The organism is Microbacterium sp. GCM10027623 (assembly GCF_042666935.1).
Lineage (GTDB): Bacteria > Actinomycetota > Actinomycetes > Actinomycetales > Microbacteriaceae > Microbacterium.
Genome location: NZ_JBHTHE010000001.1, coordinates 571,791 through 592,242, shown reverse-complemented (window position 1 = coordinate 592,242; position 20,452 = coordinate 571,791). Strand labels below are relative to the sequence as shown.

General features: G+C 69.4%; 22 protein-coding genes. 8 read left to right on the top strand and 14 right to left on the bottom strand.

Annotation, left to right across the window (positions count from 1 at the left end):
• Positions 1-82: 82 nt before the first annotated feature.
• The 4 genes from ACFQY2_RS02710 to ACFQY2_RS02695 are packed head-to-tail and all read right to left on the bottom strand — an operon-like array spanning position 83 to position 4,080.
• Positions 83-1,186, bottom strand: coding sequence for an ABC transporter ATP-binding protein (locus ACFQY2_RS02710; RefSeq protein WP_378744081.1), 1,104 nt, complete (start codon positions 1,184-1,186; stop codon positions 83-85).
• Entirely contained in the window at positions 1,174-1,866 is a 693-nt protein-coding gene (locus tag ACFQY2_RS02705; protein ID WP_378744080.1) for an NADPH-dependent F420 reductase, read from the bottom strand. The genes ACFQY2_RS02710 and ACFQY2_RS02705 overlap by 13 nt, the downstream gene beginning before the upstream one ends.
• A complete protein-coding gene (locus tag ACFQY2_RS02700) occupies positions 1,863-2,945 on the bottom strand; it encodes an LLM class flavin-dependent oxidoreductase (RefSeq protein ID WP_378744079.1) in 1,083 nt (360 codons plus the stop codon). Before ACFQY2_RS02700 ends, ACFQY2_RS02705 begins: the two co-directional genes overlap by 4 nt.
• 22 nt (positions 2,946-2,967) lie before the next feature.
• Positions 2,968-4,080 carry an LLM class flavin-dependent oxidoreductase gene (locus tag ACFQY2_RS02695; RefSeq protein ID WP_378744078.1) on the bottom strand — a complete coding sequence of 371 codons (1,113 nt, stop codon included), beginning with the start codon at positions 4,078-4,080 and terminating at the stop codon, positions 2,968-2,970.
• A 102-nt stretch (positions 4,081-4,182) separates the two neighbouring features.
• On the opposite strand from ACFQY2_RS02695, the gene ACFQY2_RS02690 reads away from it, so the two are divergent.
• Positions 4,183-4,665, top strand: coding sequence for a MarR family winged helix-turn-helix transcriptional regulator (locus ACFQY2_RS02690; protein ID WP_378744077.1), 483 nt, complete (start codon positions 4,183-4,185; stop codon positions 4,663-4,665).
• 8 nt (positions 4,666-4,673) lie between these two features.
• Here the strand turns inward: ACFQY2_RS02690 and ACFQY2_RS02685 are convergent, their stop codons facing one another.
• Positions 4,674-5,426: an SDR family NAD(P)-dependent oxidoreductase gene (locus ACFQY2_RS02685; protein WP_378744075.1), complete on the bottom strand. Its 753-nt coding sequence runs from the start codon at positions 5,424-5,426 to the stop codon at positions 4,674-4,676.
• 115 nt (positions 5,427-5,541) lie between these two features.
• On the opposite strand from ACFQY2_RS02685, the gene ACFQY2_RS02680 reads away from it, so the two are divergent.
• Positions 5,542-6,483 (top strand): AraC family transcriptional regulator, encoded by a 942-nt coding sequence (locus ACFQY2_RS02680; protein WP_378744074.1) that lies wholly within the window; start codon positions 5,542-5,544, stop codon positions 6,481-6,483.
• On the opposite strand, the gene ACFQY2_RS02675 is transcribed toward ACFQY2_RS02680, so the two are convergent.
• The 5 genes from ACFQY2_RS02675 to ACFQY2_RS02655 form a co-directional block, all read right to left on the bottom strand.
• Positions 6,464-7,156 carry an NAD(P)H-dependent oxidoreductase gene (locus ACFQY2_RS02675; protein WP_378744073.1) on the bottom strand — a complete coding sequence of 231 codons (693 nt, stop codon included), beginning with the start codon at positions 7,154-7,156 and terminating at the stop codon, positions 6,464-6,466. The two genes, ACFQY2_RS02680 and ACFQY2_RS02675, sit on opposite strands and share 20 nt — an antisense overlap.
• 25 nt (positions 7,157-7,181) lie before the next feature.
• On the bottom strand, positions 7,182-7,916 hold the full coding sequence (locus ACFQY2_RS02670) for a GPP34 family phosphoprotein (RefSeq protein ID WP_378744072.1): 735 nt from the start codon (positions 7,914-7,916) through the stop codon (positions 7,182-7,184).
• 52 nt (positions 7,917-7,968) lie between these two features.
• The gene (locus tag ACFQY2_RS02665; protein ID WP_378744071.1) at positions 7,969-8,559 is read right to left on the bottom strand and encodes a small multidrug efflux protein; all 591 of its coding nucleotides are present in this window, start codon (positions 8,557-8,559) and stop codon (positions 7,969-7,971) included.
• A 77-nt stretch (positions 8,560-8,636) separates the two neighbouring features.
• The gene (locus ACFQY2_RS02660; RefSeq protein WP_378744070.1) at positions 8,637-9,419 is read right to left on the bottom strand and encodes a MerR family transcriptional regulator; all 783 of its coding nucleotides are present in this window, start codon (positions 9,417-9,419) and stop codon (positions 8,637-8,639) included.
• Positions 9,420-9,426: 7 nt separating this feature from the next.
• Complete coding sequence (locus tag ACFQY2_RS02655; RefSeq protein ID WP_378744069.1) at positions 9,427-10,329, bottom strand: alpha/beta fold hydrolase; 903 nt, start codon at positions 10,327-10,329, stop codon at positions 9,427-9,429.
• A gap of 223 nt (positions 10,330-10,552) precedes the next feature.
• Here ACFQY2_RS02655 and ACFQY2_RS02650 point away from each other — a divergent pair, with 223 nt between their 5' ends.
• Positions 10,553-13,309 (top strand): ATP-binding protein, encoded by a 2,757-nt coding sequence (locus ACFQY2_RS02650; protein ID WP_378744068.1) that lies wholly within the window; start codon positions 10,553-10,555, stop codon positions 13,307-13,309.
• 30 nt (positions 13,310-13,339) lie between these two features.
• Here the strand turns inward: ACFQY2_RS02650 and ACFQY2_RS02645 are convergent, their stop codons facing one another.
• Positions 13,340-14,095, bottom strand: coding sequence for an SDR family oxidoreductase (locus ACFQY2_RS02645; RefSeq protein ID WP_378744067.1), 756 nt, complete (start codon positions 14,093-14,095; stop codon positions 13,340-13,342).
• A gap of 209 nt (positions 14,096-14,304) precedes the next feature.
• On the opposite strand from ACFQY2_RS02645, the gene ACFQY2_RS02640 reads away from it, so the two are divergent.
• Entirely contained in the window at positions 14,305-15,210 is a 906-nt protein-coding gene (locus ACFQY2_RS02640) for an RNA polymerase sigma-70 factor (protein WP_378744066.1), read from the top strand.
• On the top strand, positions 15,207-15,626 hold the full coding sequence (locus tag ACFQY2_RS02635) for a hypothetical protein (RefSeq protein ID WP_378744065.1): 420 nt from the start codon (positions 15,207-15,209) through the stop codon (positions 15,624-15,626). The genes ACFQY2_RS02640 and ACFQY2_RS02635 overlap by 4 nt, the downstream gene beginning before the upstream one ends.
• A gap of 74 nt (positions 15,627-15,700) precedes the next feature.
• Here ACFQY2_RS02635 and ACFQY2_RS02630 read toward each other — a convergent pair whose 3' ends face one another.
• Both ACFQY2_RS02630 and ACFQY2_RS02625 read right to left on the bottom strand, forming a co-directional pair.
• On the bottom strand, positions 15,701-16,897 hold the full coding sequence (locus tag ACFQY2_RS02630) for an MFS transporter (protein ID WP_378744064.1): 1,197 nt from the start codon (positions 16,895-16,897) through the stop codon (positions 15,701-15,703).
• On the bottom strand, positions 16,894-17,250 hold the full coding sequence (locus tag ACFQY2_RS02625; RefSeq protein ID WP_378744063.1) for a DUF1330 domain-containing protein: 357 nt from the start codon (positions 17,248-17,250) through the stop codon (positions 16,894-16,896). The genes ACFQY2_RS02630 and ACFQY2_RS02625 overlap by 4 nt, the downstream gene beginning before the upstream one ends.
• A 111-nt stretch (positions 17,251-17,361) precedes the next feature.
• Between ACFQY2_RS02625 and ACFQY2_RS02620 the strand changes: the two genes are divergently transcribed.
• Complete coding sequence (locus ACFQY2_RS02620) at positions 17,362-17,955, top strand: TetR/AcrR family transcriptional regulator (RefSeq protein WP_378744062.1); 594 nt, start codon at positions 17,362-17,364, stop codon at positions 17,953-17,955.
• A 14-nt stretch (positions 17,956-17,969) separates the two neighbouring features.
• Here ACFQY2_RS02620 and ACFQY2_RS02615 read toward each other — a convergent pair whose 3' ends face one another.
• Positions 17,970-18,743: an alpha/beta fold hydrolase gene (locus ACFQY2_RS02615; RefSeq protein ID WP_378744061.1), complete on the bottom strand. Its 774-nt coding sequence runs from the start codon at positions 18,741-18,743 to the stop codon at positions 17,970-17,972.
• Positions 18,744-18,865: 122 nt separating this feature from the next.
• On the opposite strand from ACFQY2_RS02615, the gene ACFQY2_RS02610 reads away from it, so the two are divergent.
• Positions 18,866-19,804 (top strand): VOC family protein, encoded by a 939-nt coding sequence (locus ACFQY2_RS02610; protein WP_378744060.1) that lies wholly within the window; start codon positions 18,866-18,868, stop codon positions 19,802-19,804.
• Entirely contained in the window at positions 19,801-20,436 is a 636-nt protein-coding gene (locus ACFQY2_RS02605) for an alpha/beta hydrolase (RefSeq protein WP_378744059.1), read from the top strand. Before ACFQY2_RS02610 ends, ACFQY2_RS02605 begins: the two co-directional genes overlap by 4 nt.
• The last annotated feature ends 16 nt before the right edge of the window (positions 20,437-20,452 follow it).

Below are 20,452 nucleotides of genomic sequence, written 5' to 3'. Positions count from 1 at the left end.
TTCCGTGATCGCGACGGCCGGATGCGCGTCGAGGAGGACACCGCCGCGTGTGCGGCGGCAGGATTGTGGGTGCGGAGCCGGTTCATCGAACCGCTGCGCCGACGCCCGCGTTCACCCGGACTCCGCTGTGCAGGTCGAACAGGTGCGCGCGTCCGGGCACGGGGACGGCGGAGACGGTGTCGCCCGCCACGGGGTGCCTTCGCCCGTCGACGCGAGCGGTGATCTCGACCCGCCGGTCGTCGAGCGTGGTGTGCCCGTAGAGATAGCCGTCGGCGCCGAGTTCCTCGACGAGGTCGACGGTGAGTCTGAGTCCGGGCTCCATCGCGTCGGCGATCGTGATGTCCTCCGGGCGGATGCCGATCGTGACCCGCGTGCCGGCGGCATCCCGCGTGCCACGATCGATCGCGGCGGTGCCCGTGCCGAAACGCACTCCCTGCTCGCTGATGTCGGCCTCGAAGAGGTTCATCGCCGGCGAGCCGATGAACCCCGCGACGAAGACGTTCGCCGGGTTCTCGTACAGGTCGCGAGGGGTGCCCAGCTGCTGCAGCGCACCATCCGCGAGCACGGCGATGCGATCGCCCATGGTCAGAGCCTCCACCTGGTCGTGGGTCACGTAGACCGTCGTGACGTGGAGGCGACGCTGGAGAGACGAGATCTGGGTGCGGGTCTGGACGCGCAGCTTCGCGTCGAGATTCGACAGCGGTTCATCCATCAGGAACACCTGCGGGCTGCGCACGATCGCCCGCCCCATCGCGACCCGCTGACGCTGGCCGCCGGAGAGAGCCTTCGGCTTCCGCTCGAGGAACGGCACGAGATCGAGCAGCTTCGCAGCATCCAGAACGCGTTGCGCGCGCTCGTGCTTGCCGACGCCGGCGATCTTCAGCGCGAATCCCATGTTCTCGCCGACCGTCATGTGCGGGTAGAGGGCGTAGTTCTGGAACACCATCGCGATGTCGCGATCCTTCGGGGGGACGGACGTCACATCCCGATCGCCGATGAGGATGCGTCCGCCGTTCACCTCTTCGAGGCCGGCGAGCATCCGGAGCGAGGTGGACTTCCCCGACCCCGACGGGCCGACGAGCACGAGGAACTCACCGTCGCCGATTTCGAGATCCAGCTTGTCGACGGCGGGACGGAGCACACCCGGGAAGGTGCGCGTCGCCTGGTCGAAGGTCACCGATGCCATTGCTTCATTCCCTTCTCCGACGCGTCCGCGTCGGATGACGTGATGTGCAGCGGATCCGCAGGCTCGATCAGCGCTCGGAGATCGTCGAGCGGCAGATCCGCACCGAACGTCGGCGAGCCGGGCTGCAGACGCGCTCCGTCCGCGAGTCGGCCGGCGACCAGCGCGTCGAAGCCCAGGCCGTCGACGAATGCGGCCACGCGCTCGACGTCGCGAGCGTGGTCGCCGGCGATGGCGATCGCCTTCCGGCCCGCTGTGCCGCGAGGCCGGGCCTCTTCCTGCATGTCGTGATAGCCCATGTGGTTCAGGGCCTTGATGACACGCGAGTCGGGCAGGAACTCCTGGATGATCTCGCTCGTGGACGTACGGGGATCGTTCAGGTCGTCGCGGATGCCGTCGGTCTCCCACCAGTAGTTCATGGCGTCCACGACGAGCTTGCCGGCGAGCTCGGTCACGGGAAGGCTGCGATACTTCCCGAGAGGAAGGGCCAGGACGACGAGATCGGCAGCGCGCGCCGCGTCGTCGGCGCCGACGGCGACCGCGCCGGGCGCCAGGACCTCGACCGTCAGCGCGATCCGATCCGGATCGCTGGAGCCGGCGATGAGCACCTCGTGGCCTGCGGCGATGGCGAGCCGAGCGATGACCGTGCCGACTTTTCCGGCGCCGAGGATGCCGATGATCATCGGGCCACCTCCTCGGTGGTCAGACCGCGCGCGGGTGTCTCGGCAAGCAGTTCGCGCACCATCGGGATGACGTTCGTGCCGTACAGCTCCACGGCGCGAAGTCGCGCGCTGGCCGACATGGCGCCTCCCGCGGTGTAGATGAGGTCGAATCGGCCGACGTCCAGAGTGCGGATGGCAGCGGCTATCTTCCGGGCGACGGTCTCAGGGGAGCCGACGTACAGCGATCCCTGCGCGACATCTGCCTCGAACTCGGAGCGGCGCAGCGGAGGCCAGCCGCGCAGGGCTCCGATCCGATCCCGGATCACCTTGTATCCGGGGTAGAACATCTCCATCGCCTGCGCATCGGTCTCGGCGATGAAGCCGGGCGAGTGCATGCCCACCGCGTGCGCGCTGGTGCCCAGCTGCTCGGTCGCGCGGCGATACAGGTCGACATACGGAGCGAAGCGCGACGGGGCGCCGCCGATGATGGCGAGCATGAGCCGGAACCCGTAGTGCGCGGTGCGGATGACGGACTGCGGCGACCCGCCGACGCCCACCCAGGTGCGCAGTCGTCCCGAATCGGTCTTGGGGAAGACGTCCGCCGCATGCAGCGCCGGACGCGTCGTGCCCTCCCAGGTGACGGGCTTCTCGTCGAGCAGGGCATGGAAGAGATCGATCTTCTCGTCGAAGAGGAGGTCGTAGTCGGACAGGTCGTAGCCGAACAGGGGGAACGACTCCGTGAAGGATCCCCGACCGAGGATGATCTCGGCACGTCCGCTCGAGAGGGCGTCGAGGGTGGCGAAGCGCTGGAACACGCGCACCGGGTCATCGGAGGAGAGCACCGTGACCCCCGACCCGAGGCGGATGCGATCGGTGGCCGTCGCGATGCCGGCCAGAACCGTCTCGGGTGAGGAGATGGCGAACTCGGGGCGGTGATGCTCCCCGATCGCGACAGCCTCGATTCCGATGCTGTCGGCGAGCACCGCTTCGGCGACGGTGGCCCGGATGGCCGCACCGTAGGAGACGACGGCGCCACGGTCATCGCGCGGCAGGTCGCCGAACGTGTCGATGCCGAACTCGAGGTCGGTGAAGTCGTTCATGATCTCTCTCTTCTCCTGGGTCTCAGGCGTGGACGGCTCTGCCGCCCTTGACGATCTCCGCCGGAGTGCGCCCGGTCAGCCTCCACCGGCCGGGGTCCTCGTCCAGCAGCTCACGCACGCGGGGGACCACGCGCTCGCCGAACAGGCGGATGCTGTGCTCGCGCGCATCTCTGGACAGGTGCAGCAGGTCGTACTTCAGGTCGAAACGCGACAGATGGTTGGCGCGAACGGTCGCAGCGATCTTCTGAGCGACCGTCTCCGGCGATCCGACATACAGGGCTCCGGTATCGACCTCGGTCTCGTACCGCTCGGCAGTCGGCGGGTAGAACCCCCGCTCCTCGCTCATCGCGGTCACGACCGGCTGCCAGTGCTTCCAGTGCACGCTCTTCGCCAGCGCGTCGGTGTCGGCGATGAAGCCGAGGGAGTGCTGACCGATCGGGAGCTCTTCCCGCCCGAACCGGGACAGCGCGCGCAGATAGAGTTCGACGTGCCCGGCGAAGCGCTCCGGACGCCCTCCGATGATCGCCATCATGAGGGGGAGTCCATTGCGCGCGGCCCGAACAGCCGAATCAGGACTTCCCCCGATGCCGATCCAGGTGGGGATCCCGCCATCGGGCATCCGGGGGTGCAGACGCACACCGTCCAGAGGAGCGCGGTGGCGACCGGACCACGATACGCGGTCCTCGCGCATGAGCCTCAGGAACAGGTCGAGCTTCTCCTCGAAGATCTCCTCGTACTCCGCGATGTCGTACCCGAACAGCGGAAAGGACTCTATCGCCGATGCGCGCCCCAGCACGAGGTGGGCTCGTCCGCCGGAAAGGCCGTCGACCGTGGCGAACTGCTGGTAGAGGCGCACGGGATCCTGAGTGGACAGCACGGTCACCGATGTTCCCAGGCGAATGGTCGATGTTCCCTGCGCTGCGGCCGCGAGGATCACGGGAGTTGCCGAGTCGACCATGCCCTCCCGGTGATGCTCGCCGATGCTGAAGACATCCAGCCCGACGGACTCCGCCAGCTGCGCCTCAGCGACGAGAAGCCTCAGAGTCTCGGCGTCCGAGAGCACGCGTCCGCCGTCGGTCGCGATGTCGCCGAAGGAGTTCAGTCCGAACTCCACTTCGCCTGATCGGGTGACCATGATCGATGCCTCTCCGTCGCCGGCGCATCCGGATTGACGTGTCAATGCTGCAACATTGGTATTGACGCGTCTATTCCACGCGTGCGATTCCAGGGAGACGCGATGCCTCACGATCAGCGGACGATGCCCACGCAGGATCAACTGCGCATCTGGCGGGACTACATCGAGACCGCCCAGACCCTGAGGACTCTTCTGGGCAGACGTCTGCTGAGCGAGTCATCGCTGTCGGCGGCGGATTATCAGGTGCTGCTCGCCCTGACGGAGGCGCCGCAGCGAACGCTGCGATCGTCGGAGCTGGCGGCGCTGATCGACTGGGAGCGCAGCCGGCTCTCTCACCATCTGGGGCGGATGGAGAAGCGCCGGCTGATCCGACGCCTCCCCTGCGCGGACGAAGTTCACGGGGTGGATGTCAGCGCGACCGAGCTGGGGAGGGAGGCGTTCCGCGCCGGATCCGTCCCGCACCTGCGCGCCGTGCGCGAGCTGTTCGTCGACGCCCTCACGACGGAACAGCTCGCGCACCTCGATGACATCGCGGGGGCGCTGCGCAGGCATCTGGAGCGGGATGCCGGGGAGGACGAGGACTGAGCCGTCCGTCAGATCTGGTTCGCTCCGCCGTCCACGTAGAGGTTCGCGCCGACGACGTAACTGCTCTGCTCGGAAGCCAGGAACGCGATCACCGCGGCAGCCTCCTCGGGTCGCCCCATGCGTCCCTTGGCGACCGTGGCGGCGACGTTCTCCATGATGGCCCGTGCGGTCTCCTCGTCGCCGAAGGCGGCGGTGCCGCCTGGTGTCTCGATCCAAGCGGGCGAGACCACGTTCACGCGGATCCCACGACCCTTCAGCTCGGTGGACCAGGTTCGTGCGAAGGATCGGACGGCGGCCTTCGACGCCGCGTAGGCGCCGAACGCGTCCATCCCGCGGTCGGCGGCCGTGGAACCGGTCAAGACCACCGATGCGCCGTCGTTGAGCAGGGGCAGCGCCTTCTGGACCGTGAACAGCGTGCCCCTCGTGTTGACCGCGAAGGTCTGGTCGAAGTGCTCCTCGGTGGTCTGCTCCAGTGTGGCGAACGAGCCGACCCCCGCGTTCGCGACCAGCACATCCAGTCCGCTTCCTCGTGACGCGACCGCTGCGTAGAGTCGATCCAGATCGTCTCCGACGGCGACGTCCCCGACGACTCCCGTCGCGCGGCTGGGCCCGATCGTCTCGACGGCTGCGGCCAGTGCCGCGCTGCGCCGTCCGGTGATGAAGACGTGCGCGCCCTCGTCGGCCAATCGGATGCCGGTGGCCAGCCCGATCCCCGTGCTCCCGCCCGTGACGACTGCGGTCTTGCCTGCAAGCTGCGACATGTTGTTGCTCCCTCGTTCGTAGATCGACGTGCTGTCATCCACCCTGGTCGCGCCCCGAGGTAACATCGGTCATACAGCGTCCACATTTCTTTATCTATCGTCCCGAGGAGCTCGCGTGTTCGGATTCCAGGATCCCGTCGCCGACGCCATCGGTCTGCTGCGGCCCCGCACCGTGGTGGGGCCGAACCTGCGCGCCGCGGGAGAGTGGGCGCTGCGTTTCGAGACGTTCCCGCATGTTCGGGTGGGGGGCGTGGTGCGCGGTCGCTGCTGGCTGACGCTGGACGGGCACGACCCGGTGCGGCTGGAGGCAGGAGACACCTTCCTGCTGGGCAATCCGCCCTCCTACGTGCTGGCCAGCACCCTCGACGCCATGCCTCAGCCTGCTGAGCCGGTGTGGGCGGCTGCCGAGGACGGGTTCGCGCGGATCGGATCGGAGCCCGAAGACCTCCACCTCTGCGTGGGGCACATCGGATTCGACGAGGCGAACGCGACGCTGCTGACCGACCTGCTGCCGCCGCTCGTCGTCTTCCGCGCGGCAGACCCGGACGGATCGGGCATGGCACAGCTGATCACCCTGCTGGCCACGGAGGTCGCCGTCACCGCACCGGGCGGGCCGCTCGTGCAGAGCCATCTGGCGCAGATCCTGCTCGTGCACATGCTGCGCGCCCATGCGGCGCGCACCGATCGACCTGCGGGCTGGCTCAGCGCGCTGAACGACGACGGCATCGGCGCCGCCTTGCGTGCCCTGCACTCGGACATCGCCCGTTCGTGGACTCTCGCAGAGCTCGCCGGAATCAGCCACATGTCTCGCTCCGGGTTCGCGCGGACGTTCAAAGCCCATGTCGGGGTGCCACCGCGGGAGTATCTGATCCGATGGCGGATGAGTCTCGCCCGCGATGCCCTCGAGCGCGACAGCCTGTCGATCCCCCAGCTGGCCCGCTCCACCGGCTATCTCTCCGAGAGCGCGTTCAGCACGGCGTTCCGCCGGGTGGTCGGGGCATCGCCCGCGCAGTACCGCAGCCGCTCACGGCATCGGTCTATCGCTGATCCGGGGTGATGGGTCCGCCCCGCCCGCGTCGACCCTCGAGGTGCTCCTGCTTCGCATGGCGGACGGTCCTGCCGGGGTCGATGAAGGAGCGCCCGATCCGACGAGCCTGGGCCAGCCCCGCGCTGCGGACGGAGGCGTTGTGGTCTCCTTCCACGTCGTAGATCAGGTGGCTCTCGACATCATCGATGCCGCAGTACGCGAAGATGCCGACATCCAACTGCGTGCGCATCGCGTCGTCATAGCCGTACTTGTCATAGGTGGCTTTCTTCGAGCCGCCGACACCGACCAGCGCTGTCGGTATCGAGGGGAGGAGCCCGCGAAGCGGCGCTCTGCCGCGATCGACGACCCCTTGGCCGTACTGGTATGCCCAGCCCGCCGTGAACACCCGCTCGATCCACCCCTTCATCAACGCGGGCATCGACCACCAGTAGACGGGGAACACGAACGCGAGCCGGTCGGCTGCTTCCACCCGGCGGTGCATCCCCTCGATGTCGGGGGGAATCGGCCCTCCCCAGAAATGTGCATGGTCCTCGGCGGTGAACCTCGGGTCGAACCGCTCCCGGTGCAGATCCAGGATGTCGATAGTGACACCGGACTGGCTGAGCGGGGCGTGGAAGGAATCCATGACGGCGGCGGGGTACCTGTCGCGGAACGGATGGGCGAACACGGTCAGCAGATGCATGGGTCTCCTTGGTCGTTCACAGCGGTCACCGGCGCGGCAGGGCGGCCGCAGCGAAGATGACGCTGTTGACGATCGTGGCGGTGAGGGTGCGCGCCACGGCGTTCGCGGCGGCATCCGCGCCCCAGCTGCCGGCCTTGAGCTCTTCGGCGCGCGAGATGACCGCGGAGGTCCACGGGATGTCGCGGTCAAACTGCGGCAAGGTGCCACTCCCGTACAGCAGCGCGGCGAGCGCGGCGGTGCGGGGCGTCGCCGGTGCGCCGTCGACGAGCACGGCGCGAACGTCGGCGAGGACGCCCCCGCGGCGGGAGTCGTTCCCGTCCTCCAGTGCCGAGGTGGTGAACAGGCCGAGCATCCGGCGTGTGACCCGCCGGATGTCGCCTCGTTCGACGAGCCGGTCCAGCAGCGGCGCACGCAGGGTGGGGCCCATGGCGGCCAGGACCGTCTGCACACCACGCGGCTTCTCGGCGACGTACTCCCAGCTGGCGCGGAGCAGGTGGTCGTCCGGCGGGTTCTCGGCGACGGCCTGCACGGTCAGCGCACCTGTCACCCCCGTGCCCGTCCTGACGTGTCCGCCGAGCCCGAGGTCGGCCAGCACAGCGCCGGCGAGCACGTAGTAGAGGGTCCCCTCCCCGGCAACGGTCCCGCTGTCGGGCTGGAACAGCAGGAGCAGCAGGTCCTCCGCCACTGTGGGCGCGGGGGAGGGCGTCGCGGCGCCTCCACTCGCGGATGTCGGGCGCGGTGCTTCGTACGAATCAGTCATGAGCTCGATTTCTCTTCGTCGTCGCGAGTCGGGTATGCGTGGGCGCTGAGGCTCAGACCAGGAAGACGACGGTCAGGGCCAGCCAGGCCGAGGTGCTGGCGAGCGCGGTCCAGATCAGGATGGCCACGCCCTGCCAGAGCAGAACCCAGCCGCGCGGCGAGCCTCCCGCGACGAGGATCGCCGAGGTGACCTGCGTGGGCAGCGCCAGTGGGCTCAGGATGCTGGCGCCGGGAACGCCGAAGCGGACGAACCACTTGTTCAGGCGCTGACGGCCCTTCGTACGGCTCTTCGACTCGGCCTTGCCCGACGACGGCGCGGGCAACGCCGTGCCGTCGTCGCTCAGCGTGACGAAGGACTCGGCACCCCCGACGGGGGCGGCAATGCGCTCCTTGCGGTTCTGGATCGCGGTGCGGGCCCGTGCCGTGAGCAGCACGGTGAGCAGCACGGTGACGAAGTTCCCCACTGCGCCGGCGAGTCCCGCGACGACCGGATTGAGTCCGCCGACGATGCCGAGCACAGCGGCAGCATCTCCCTCGATGGCGGGGATCGCGCCGGCGAGCATCACCACGAGTGGCTGCACGATCTCCGGCACTTGCGATACGAGGTCTTGGAGAGTGCTGATGAGGTCCTGGATGATGTTCATGGCTCTGGCTTCTTCCTGTCGCTGACCCGAGCGATTCTCGAATCGCTGTCATTGGACACCGTGTTCTCGGAACAGGGTCAAGTGGGTGGGTGATCCGCCGTCGGCTGCGGGGCGTCGCGCTGATCTGACCTCGATCGGTTCAGGTCATCCGCCAGGGTGCTGGCACGTGCGAGCACATCGATCTGGGCAGGGTTGTAGAGCTCGACGATCGCTTCGATGAAGGTCTCCTGCGTCACGTGCTCGCTCTTGGACAGGTGCCCGGCGGGATCGGACAGCCATGGGTAGTCGACGAGGTTCTGCGCGAGCACGGGAGCAAGGCGTTCTGCGAGCTGCTGCCGGCTGGCTTCGTCCGCGTCCGCGGGGAGAGCCCTGATCTCATCGCCGAGTGCGTCGGACTCGGCGTCCGCCTCGACCATACGCCGCAGATCGGCCAGCGCGTCCTCGTCGTAGAGCTGCGTGTAGACGTGGACGAGAGAGCTGTCGGCGTCGGACAGGTGCGCCGAGACGGAGGCGAATCCCGCCGGTGCATCCGCCGGCGCGTGTTCCTGGAGGATGGCGGCGATCTCCGCCCTCGCCTCCTGCATTCGTACAATGCTCTCGGCCAACTCGGCGTCCAGTTCGCGCAGAGCATCCGGTGTGGTCTCGTCGCCCGCGCCGACAGGATCCACCTTCGACAGCGGCACGCCGAGTTCCGCAAGTCGGCGGATGCGCAGCAGCCGCACCAGGTGGCGCACTCCGTACTGCTTGTAGCCGTTGTACCGGCGTTCCGGCTCGTCGAGCAGGCCGAGCCGGTGATAGTGCCGGATCGTGTTCGTCGTGGTGCCCGCCATGTCGGCGAGTTCTCGTGTGCTCCAGGCCATCGCCGGGCTACACCCGCCCGGCCACGCTGAGCAGAGCGGACACCGTGTCGGTGTCCAGCGACTCGCGGCCCGTGTCGAGGAACGCGGTCAGCGCCAGGTTGACGTCATCGGTGTGTGTCCACAGGAGTCCATGAGGCGCTGCGTCGATCTCGACGTACTGGGCGTCGGGCAGGGCACGATGCAGGCGCCGACCAGTGCTGTCGATCGGCAGGATCCTGTCGGCAGTGCCATGAACGATGAGGGTCGGCACGCCGCTCGCCCGGACGGCGACGATGTCGGCGCGGAAGTCCTCCAACCAGGAGGACACCACGGCGTGTGCAGCCGCCGGCGCGCTCGTGATGGCGACGTTCCAGCTGGCGGTGACCGCTTCCATGCTGATGCGGTCCCCGAGGTTCTGGTCGAGGTTGTAGAAGTCCGCGAAGAAGTGAGCGAACCAGGCGAAACGGTCGGCGACTGCCGCTGCGCGGATCTCCTCGAAGACCATCTGCGGCACGCCCTCCGGGTTGTCGGGGCGCGCAGCGAGGAACGGGGGGAGCGATGCGAGGAACGCCAGCCCGGTCACCCGCTCGTGCCCGAATCGTGAGACGTAGCGGGCCAGCTCACCTGTGCCCATCGAGAACCCGATGAGTACGACGTCGTGCAGATCCAGGGTCTCCAGGACGATGCGGAGATCGGTCGCGAAGGTGTCGTAGTCGTAGCCGGACGAGACCTTCGACGACCGCCCGAATCCGCGACGGTCGTAGGTGATCACGCGATATCCGTCGGCGAGGAGCGCGCGCGACTGCCGCTCCCAGCTGTGACCGTCGAGCGGGTATCCGTGGATGAGGACCAGCGGTCGGCCTGATCCGTGATCCTCGTAGTAGAGCTCGATCGGTGAGCTGTTCTCGGTGCCGACGGTGATGTGTCCCATGTTTCTCTCCCCTGTTCTGCGAGTCGCCTCGGGTGAGCCCAGCGGGTCGCCTCCCGAGGCCGGTGATCGGTAAGCCCAGGTTCGCAACCTCCGCCGGGCCTTCGCGTCGGTAGAACCCCCGCTCCCCGGCGTGCCCTCTCCGACCGCTACACCTGGCCTGCGCTGCGTCGCGTCGGTGATAATTACGTAGAACGGGCGCTCCCGCGCTCTGACGGGAGTCGCCATGTCAGACGTTCTGGGCCGTCGGACCGAGCGCGCCGCTGTTCAGGCGCTCCTCAACGGTGCGCGAGCCGGGCGCAGCTCGGCCCTCGTCGTGCGGGGCGAGGCCGGCATCGGCAAGACGACGTTGCTCGACCACGCGCGCGCCGCAGCCGGGGAAGACGGCTTCCGGGTGGAATCCCTTGTCGGGGTGGAGGCCGAGAGGCAGTTCGCTTTCGCCGGACTGCACCATCTGTGCGCGCCCCTGCTGAGGGGAGACAAGGGGCTGCCCGAGCCGCAGCGGACGGCGCTGGCTGTCGCCTTCGGCCAGCGCAGCGGCGCGCCGCCCGACCGTTTCCTCGTGGGGCTGGCGATCCTCAACCTCTTGGCCGAGGCGGCAGAGCAGCAGCCGCTGCTGTGCGTCATCGATGACGCACAGTGGTTGGATGACGCCTCCGGACAGGTCCTCGCTTTCGTCGCGCGCCGGCTGGACGCCGAGCGCATCGCGCTCGTGTTCGGGATGAGGGATCCGGAGGGCGACGACGCCGGGGTCGACCCCGGTGTCCTGATGGGGCTGCCCGAGATGCGCCTGCAGGGCCTCGACGACGCGGACGCGCGCAGGCTGCTGGCATCCGCGCTCGCCGCGCCGATGGATGACGCAGTGCTCGAACGCATCGTCGCCGAATCGTGCGGGAACCCGCTGGCGCTGCTGGAGCTTCCGCGCAGCATGGATCAGACGCCCCTGGCCGGCGGATTCGCCGTCCCCGGCGCATGGAATGTGTCGCGCCGCATCGAGGAGAGCTTTCGGCGCCGCTCGGCGGGTCTTCCCGGGGACACCCGGCTGCTTCTTCTCGTGGCGGCGGCGGAGCCGACAGGCGACACGGCGCTGCTCTGGCGCGCCCTCGCACGACTGAAGATCTCCCCGAGCGCGGTGGCTCCTGCCGAGGACGCCGGACTGCTCGAGATCGGCAGCATGGTGACATTCCGGCATCCGATGGTGCGCTCGGCGATCTATCGCGAGGCGGCGGCCGCAGATCTGCGTCGCGCGCATGCCGCACTCGCCGCGGCGACGGATCCGGATGCGGAGCCGGATCGCCACGCCTGGCATCGAGCCCGGGCGGTGCTCGGCATGGACGAGGAGACGGCGGCAGCGCTCGAGCGGTCCGCCGATCGGGCCCGCCGGCGGGGCGGACTGGCAGCCTCGGCCGCATTCATGGAGTACGCGGCCCGGTTGACGCCCGACCCCACCGCGCGTGCGCGCCGGTCGCTGGAGGCGGCGTTCGCGATGCACGAGACGGGCTCGTCCGCGGCAGCGGCGGAGCTGCTGACGTCCGCGGAAGGAGGGTCACTGGATGCCCTGCAGAGGGCTCGCCTGAACCTGCTCCGCGCCAGGATCGCGTTCCACCGGTCGCGCGGCGGCCCCGGGCTGGTGATGCTGCTGGAGGCGGCGGAGGGTCTTGCGCCTCTGGATGCGGCACTGTCGCGGGAGACGTACCTCGACGCCCTGGACGCGGCGATCGTCACGGGCGGTCTCCGCTCGGGTCCGGACGTGCGCGAGGTGGCCGAAGCCGCCCGCGCTGCGCCCCCTCCGCCCGGAACGCCGAGGTCACCGGATCTGCTGCTGGACGGACTGGTGACCACCTTCACCGCCGGATACGCGGCCGGTGCGGGTCAGCTGCAGCGGGCTCTGGCCGCCTTCTGCGGGGAGGACCCGAATGTGGATCCGGCCAGTGATGCGGAGGTACGACGCTGGGGATGGCTGGCAAGCCGAACGGCGATGGCGGTGTTCGATGACGAACGGCTTCTGGCGCTCACGTCCCGCCACACTCGCCTGGCTCTGGAAGCCGGAGCGCTCGCCACTCTCCCCGCCGCCCTGCTCGTGCAGTCGGTCATGCTGGTGCTGTTCGGCGAGTTCGCCCGGGCCGCGGAGCAGGCCTCGATCGGTCCGGCCGCGGGGTCGGCGCCGCTGCTGCACGCCCAGCTCATCCTCGCCGCCTGGCGAGGCCGGTCCGACGAGACCGGGCACGCGCACGCGGCGCTCGCGCAGGAGGGGGAGTCGGGAGATCACGCGACCGAGGTGTCGCTCGCGGAGTACGGCATGGCCGTGCTGCACAACGGACTGCGCGCCTATGACGCGGCACGTCACGCCGCGGAGCGCGCGTTCCGATCCGACGAGCTCACCCACAGCAACCTTGCGCACACGGAACTCATCGAAGCGGCATGCAGGTCGGGCGAGCCGGAGCGCGTCGCCGACGCCCTCGAGGAACTGTGCATGCGGGCGACCGCGAGCGGAACGCCGTGGGCGCTGGGGCTGGCGGCACGCTCACGCGCGCTGACCAGCACAGGGCCCACGGCCGAGGCGCACTACAAGGAGGCGATCTCGCAACTCAGCCGATGCCGGACCGTCGCTCACTTGGCCCGCACGCATCTCGTCTACGGCGAGTGGCTGCGCCGTGAAGGGCGGCGTCAGGACGCACGCGAGCAGCTGCGCACCGCCCATGAGCTGTTGTCGGACATGGGTGCCGAGGCGTTCGCCGCGCGTGCTGCCGGGGAGCTCGCGGCCACCGGGGAGTTCGCCCGCAAACGCGCGGTCCGACCGACCGACGAGCTCACTCCTCACGAGCTGCACGTCGCCCGGCTGGTCGCCACGGGAGCGACCAGCCGGGAAGTCGGAGCGCAGCTGTTCCTGAGCCCGCGCACGATCGAGGCGCACCTGCGCAGCATCTTCCGCAAGCTGGGCATCACCTCTCGGCGACAGTTGAGGCAGATTCCGCTGCCCTGATGCCGCGGCCTGCAGGACGGTGCCGGGCCGTCACCTGCGCGGCGGATTGGCCGGCAGCCACTCCTCGAGCGTGGTCTCGAAGATCTGCGCGCCTTCGATGGGAATGAGGGTCCGCTCCGCGATCTGCGCGCCGTAGTACGTGGCGCTGTCATCGCGGACGACCGTGCGCGGGTCTTCCCGGAAGGCGAGCGCGCGGCGTGCGAACTCGTCCATCCCGAAGGCCTCGGGGCCGGCGATCTCGATGTCGCCCTGCGGTGCGCCCGCAGCAGTGCGTGCGACGGCCGTGGCCACGTCCTCCGCCGCGATCGGCTGGATGAGCGCGCCGGGCAGGCGGACCGTGTCCCCCTCGGTCGAGATGTCGGCGATGCTGCCGACGAACTCGAAGAACTGGGTCGCGTGCACCAGCGAGTAGCCCATGCCCGACTCGCGGATCAGCTTCTCCTGCGCGATCTTCGCCGCGAAGTAGTCGATGTTCTGCGGACGGTTCGTGCCGACGATCGTCAGCGCGACGTGGTGGGTGACGCCTGCTGCGGCCTCGGCAGCGAGCAGGTTGCGGGTGGAGGTCGTGAAGAACTCGAGCACGGCCGCGGCCTCGAACGAGGGCGAGTTCGACACGTCCACGACGGTGTTCGCGCCGGTGAGAACCTCCGCGAGTCCTTCACCGGTCAGCGCGTTCACACCTGTCTGGGGCGAGGCGGCGATCGCCTCGTGTCCGTGCTCGGTGAGCTTCGCGACGACCTTCGAGCCGATCAGGCCCGTCCCTCCGATGACGACGATCTTTGCCATTGTCCAGCCTTCCTTGTCAGCGCCGCCGGTGGCGACGTCTACAGCGAGGACAGCGCGGGGACCGCAGGTGTGACGGCTCACCGACGCCGATGGAGGATTCCGCCTCCCTGTCACAGATCCGGGTCGCGTCCTGTCATAGCTGGCAGGACGCGTGTGCGCGAGAGGGGCAGGCGCTTGCGGAGGTGACCGTGCAGATGGAAGGTGGAGGCGTGAGCGCGAGGGATGAGCAGGGATCGGCGGTGGATGATCTCGAGATCGCGACGGAGCTCTTCGCGGCGCAGCGGAGGCGCCTGTTCGGCATCGCATACCGGATGCTGGGGACGGTGGCGGATGCGGAGGACATCGTCCAGGAGACCTGGATCCGCTGGCAGGGCACTGACCGCTCGCGGGTGCAGGAGCCGGCGGCGTTCCTCGCGACGATCGCGACGAGGCTCTCGATCAACGTCCTGCAGTCCGCGCACGCCAAGCGGGAGACGTACATCGGCCCGTGGCTGCCCGAGCCCGTCAACACCGACGACGATCCCGCGCTGGGCGCGGAACGCGCCGAGGCGCTGCAGTTCGCGATCCTGCTCACCCTGGAGAAGCTGACGCCGACGGAGCGTGCGGCCTACATCCTGCGCGAGGCCTTCGACTATCCGTATCCGCGCATCGCGGAGATCGTGTCCTCCAGCGTGGTCAGCGCGAGGCAGCTGGTGAGCCGCGCCCGCGCACACCTCGCATCGGCACGTCACGTTCCTGCCGGTCCTGGACATCAGCGCCGTTTGCTGGAGGCGTTCCTCGCGGCGGCGCGCAGCGGCGACGCGCGTCAGTTGGAGAAGCTCTTCGAGGAGGATGTCGTCAGCTACACCGACGGCAACGGCGCGAAGCTGGCCGCACGCATTCCGGTCATCGGACGCGCGCGCGTCGCCAAGTTCGTGGCCGCCTTCGCGCACCACTTCTGGACCGGCAAGTCGATCGGCTGGGTCGAGGTGAACGGACAACCCGCGGCGACCCTCAGCGAGCACGGACGGATCACCACCATCGTGACGCTGACGACGTCCGGCGCCGGGATCGAGCAGCTCCTCTGGGTGATGAGCCCGCAGAAGCTCGGCCATGTGACTCCGGTCGGCGCATGACGGGTGGACACCGCCCGGCGTGGACGCGCCGGAGTCGCCGTGATGCCCTGGTCAGGCGCACCATCGAAGACCTGGCGACCGCCTTGACCGCGCGGGACGACCACGGCATCCGTGCCGTGCTGCGGCCGGACGTGGAGCTGGTGATCGACACCGGTGATGTCCCACCGACAGTCCGGGCCTCTTCGGGGACGGGCCCGACGGGCTCCGAGACGCGTCGCGATGCGGCCGTCGGACTGCGGCGGCTGATGACCGACGACGTGACGGTCATGACGGCATCCGTCAACGGCACGCCCGGACTGCTCCTCGTCCGTGCAGGCGCGGTCATCGGAGTCGTGACCGCACAGCCACGCGGGCGCCTGCTGGCGAACGTCTGGGTGGTGAGCAACCCCGACAAGCTCAGGCACTGGAACCGATGACGGTCGTCGCCACGGCGGCGGTCGGAGCTCGAGCCGAACCCGCACCGGGCTTCGAGCGCACCCTGCTCGCCTCGCTAGACGGACGTCCGCCGCGGTCGGACCCGCCGCCGGGCGACGTCGAGCACCACCGCGGTGACGGCAAGCAGCACCACCGCCGCGCCGTACCACTGGGTCGTGCCGCCCAGCGTCAGCACCGGGATGAGGAAGCCGGCTGCGACGGCCGGAAGGCCGAACGCGAGATACGAGACCGTGTACATGGCGGCGAACAGGCCCGCCCGTTCGTGGACGCCGACGACCGCGGGCACGGAGCGGAGCGCTCCGGTGAAGGCGATGCCGTAGCCGAGGCCGGCGACGGCGACGGCGCCCAGGTACACCGCGGCGGAGTGCCCGGCCAGCGCGATCAGCGACGACCCCGTGCCGATGACGATCGCGATCATGCCGACCAGAGGGGCGTGGCCGGCTCCCAGCCGGATGACGACGAGGGCACCGACCGCAGCGGCGGTGGAGAGGATGCCGACGACGGCTCCCTGCCAGGCGTGCGAACGGATGCCGAGTTCCGATCTCACGATCTGCGCTCCGAGCGAGAGGAACAGGGCGCCGTTGGCCCAACCTGCCACGAGCACGGGAACGGCGGCCCAGAACTCACGACGCGCATGTCGCGGCACGGCGAGCACGGGGCGCAGGGACGCAGCCCAGCCCGGCCGCAGGGACGAGGTCTCCGGTGCGATCCAGACCAGGAGGGCCAACACCGCGAAAGCGGCACCGAGCCCGCCGAAGACCGGCCCCGCGGCATCCTCGGAGATCGACAGCGCCTCGCCGGCGACGAAGGCCCCGACGGCCAGGCCGAACAGCGGCGCCGCGGAGTTCCACACCGCAGCCGACCCGGGCATGCGCACCGCTTCCAGGTCGGCGATGGTCGCGGACAGCGCCGACAGCAGGAGCCCGCTGGCCAGTCCCTGCAGCGATCGCGCCCAGAGCAGTGCCGCGAGCGAGTCGGATGCCGCGAAGAGCACGACGCTCACGGCGAGGATGCCGAAGCCGATGCTCAGCACCGGACGGCGCCCGATGTGCTCGGACAGTCGGCCCGTCGTCAGCAGCGCCGCCAGCAGCACCACCGTGTAGATAGCGAACACCGCCGTGACGGCTCCCGGCGTCATTCCTAACCGGGACTGGATGGCCGGATAGAACGGCGACGGCGCGCTCGCCGCGGCCATCATCAGGATGATTCCGATGATGGCCACGGCCAGCCCGAGAGATCGTCGGATGTTCATTCCGCGGCCGCGGCGATCGCGGTGCGCACGTCGGCCGCGAATCCGGCGATGGTGAAGCCGGCGGGCAGGCTGTCGACGAGGACGAGGTCGGAGATCGCGTTGTCGTGACGCAGGTCGACGATGGCGCGGTACGCGGCCGACTCGTACCAGGCCAGGGCGGCGGCCCGATCGGGGAACTCCATCAGCACGACCGAGCCCGGCCAGGCGCCTTCGACGACATCGGGCTCGCCCTGCGCCAGCCAGGTGCCGCCGAACGGTGCCACGGTCGCCTCGACCTGCTCGAGGTAGCGCAGCCCCTGTTCGTTGGGAATGCCCCCGGGGATGCGGAGGTGGTTGATCAGATACGTGGACATGTCCACTCCTCTCATTTAGATGATGTGCGTAATCTAAACACGAGGATCCCGTCGAGCGCAACTTAGATGATTGCTGTAATCTAATAAGCGGTTCTGATCGAGAGGAACGTCATGAGCAGATCGTCACAGGCGGATGCCGCCCGCAACCGTGCGCAGGTCATCGAGGCGACCTCCCACCTGCTGCGCGAGCGGGGGGCTGCCGGTGTGAGCGTGCAGGATGCGATGTCAGCGGCCGGACTGACCCACGGCGGGTTCTACAAGCACTTCGCATCCAAGGACGAGCTGCTGGCAACGGCGGCGCGCACCGCCTTCGACGACATTCTCGAGCGACTGGAGCGCATCGCGCGCGAGAGCGCCGCGCCGGCCGACGCGCGCGAGCGCATCATCAGTGAGTACCTGACCCCGCAGCACAGGGACACACCGGCGACGGGGTGCGCCAACACCGCCCTCGCGGCCGACGCCGCGCGCTCGGAGAGCATCGAGCTGCGCGAGGCGTACGTGTCAGGCTTCGAGCAGACGCTTCAGCGCCTCGAAGCACTGACGGAGGGACCGGATGCTCGCCGTCGCGCCCTGCAGGACCTCCTGGTGCTCGTGGGCGGACTCACACTGGCGCGTGCGACCAGCGGATCCGCCGTCTCGGACGAGATCCTCGTCGAGGCCGAGCACCTTCTGCATCCGCGGGCCGGCGACGCGCCGCGCTCATGAGACGCACGCCCGAGTCACATCCCGGCGGCGACCACGCGCGCGGTCGCCACCGGGTCGGGGCGATGCATCACCGATTCCGGGACGACCAGCAGCTGCGCGTGAGGGATCGCCGCCGCCAGTCGATCCGCCGCCTCGAGGAGGAACGGGAAGGTCTGTGCACCCCGGAGGACCGTGACCGGCACTGACACGTCGAGGAGTGCGGGATCGACCTGTCTCAGCCGCAGTGTCAGCCGCGTGTCGTAGATCGTGGACTGGGCCAGGGGGGCCAGCGCGCGCAGCTGCCCGCTGTCGCGTGCGGCCGCCACCATCTCGGCGGGCAGGCCGACGGCGTCGAGCTGGAAGGACGCGATGGCCTCGTCGTGTCGGCCGGAGTCGACCAGCGCCTGCAGTCTCTCCGGCAGCTGATCGCCGAAGCCGGTCCCGTCGAAGTCGATCGGCGGTTCGGAGAGGAAGAGAGCTCCGACGGCCACGCCGCGCATCGCCGCGTACAGGGCGAGAACCGCACCCGAGGAGTGCCCGAGCACGGCATCCGTCCCTCCCGCCGCATCGATGACGGCGGCGAGATCGTCCACCTCGTCCTTGGGGGTGGACCCCGCTCGATCGCCGCTGGCGCCCCGCGCTCTGCGATCCCAGACGACCGCGCGGAATCCGGCATCAGTGAGCGCCGCAGCCAGCGGCGCCGCATCAGCGGCGGTCGACAGTGCTCCGTTCACGATCACGACGGTTCGGCCCTCTCCCGAAGTCGTGAAGGAGATCGCGGTTCCATCGGCGGAGGTCGTGGTGGCCATGCCGCCATACAACCACCGTCCGACGACGTAAGCCAGGGGTCCGATCACCGCGTTCTCGAATCCAGGAATGGATCCGCGCGCTTATTGGTTGTACATTCAACAATAACTTCCTGGAGGCCCTCATGTCCAAGAACGAGACCCGCGCCGGTCATCCGATCGCATCCGACCTCACCCTCAACCCCGACACCGGTATGGATGCGGTGTCGCTGCGCGTCGGAGACCTCGAGACGATGTCGTCGTACTACGCGAACGCACTGGCCCTGGAGCCGATCGAAGAGCGTTCGCGCGGCGCCGAGGTGCACCGCGTGCTCGGCCGGGGCCGGACGCCGATGGTGCGCCTGATCAGCACGCCCGGACTGCCGGCCGTCGACCCGCGCCAGGCCGGTCTGTTCCACACCGCCTTCCTCTTCGACGACGCCCCGACGCTCGCCGCCACGGTGCTGCGCGCCGCCCAGGATCAGCGCGGCCACTTCACCGGGTCGAGCGACCACCTGGTCAGCGAGGCCTTCTACTTCACGGACCCCGAGGGCAACGGCATCGAGCTGTACGTCGACCGCGACCGCGCCGACTGGCGGTACCGCGACGGCGAGCTGCAGATGTCCACGCTGTACCTGGATCCCCACGCGTATCTGCGGGACAACCTCGACGAGGACGTCCTGAAGAACGTGTCGCGGACGGCCGGCAAGGTCGGCCACGTACACCTGCAGGTGGGCGACATCCCCACGGCGCGGGCGTTCTACATCGACGCGCTCGGGTTCGAGACGACGGTCGGGTCCTACCCCGGCGCGCTGTTCGCCTCGGCGGGCGGCTACCACCACCACATCGCCATGAACACCTGGAACAGCGCAGGGGCGGGTCCCCGCGCAGCGGGTCTCGGGCTCGGCGACGTCTCGATCACCGTCCCTGCTCGGGATGACCTCGATGCGCTCGCCGCACGCCTCGTCCACCACCGGCTGTCGTTCGCCGATGACGGCCGCTCGATCGTGGTCGCCGACCCCTGGGGCACGCAGGTCACCCTCGCTCTCCCCGGCGCCGACGTGGCCGAGGTGCTGGCGCGGTGACCCTGCACGCGATCGCATCCACGGAGAACGTCGGCGCTGCATCCGTCGTCGCCGTCCTCCTGCACGGATTCGGCTCGAACGAGCGCGACCTCGTCGGCCTCTCATCCGCGCTTCCCGAGGGCACGCCGTGGGTGTCGGTGCGCGCGCCGATCGCCGTCGGCCCCGACGGCTGGGCCTGGTTCCCCATCGGCGAACCCGGCAATCCCGCCCCGGGTGTCGTCGCGGCGGCGACCGAGTCGATCTGGGAGTGGGTGGATGCCGCGCTGCCGGACGGTGCGCGCATCGTGCCGATCGGGTTCTCGCAGGGCGGCTTGATGGCCTCGCAGCTGCTGCGCACCGCCCCCGGGCGCGTGATCGCCCCGGTGATCCTGGGCGGGTTCGTGCAGGCCGGTGAGCAGCCCGGCGACAGCCTGCTCGTCCAGACGCGGCCGGCCGTGTTCTCCGGCCGCGGGCAGGAGGACCGCGTCATCACCGCATCCGCCGTCGCCCGCACCGACGCCTGGCTGTCGACGCACACCACGCCGATCGCGAAGCTCTACCCGGGGCTGGGGCACGGCATCGACGCGCAGGAACTCGTCGATGTGCGTGACTTCCTCGCCGCCGCGCTCGCCGCCGGGGGATCGCTCGCCTGAGGATCGCGCCGCGCTC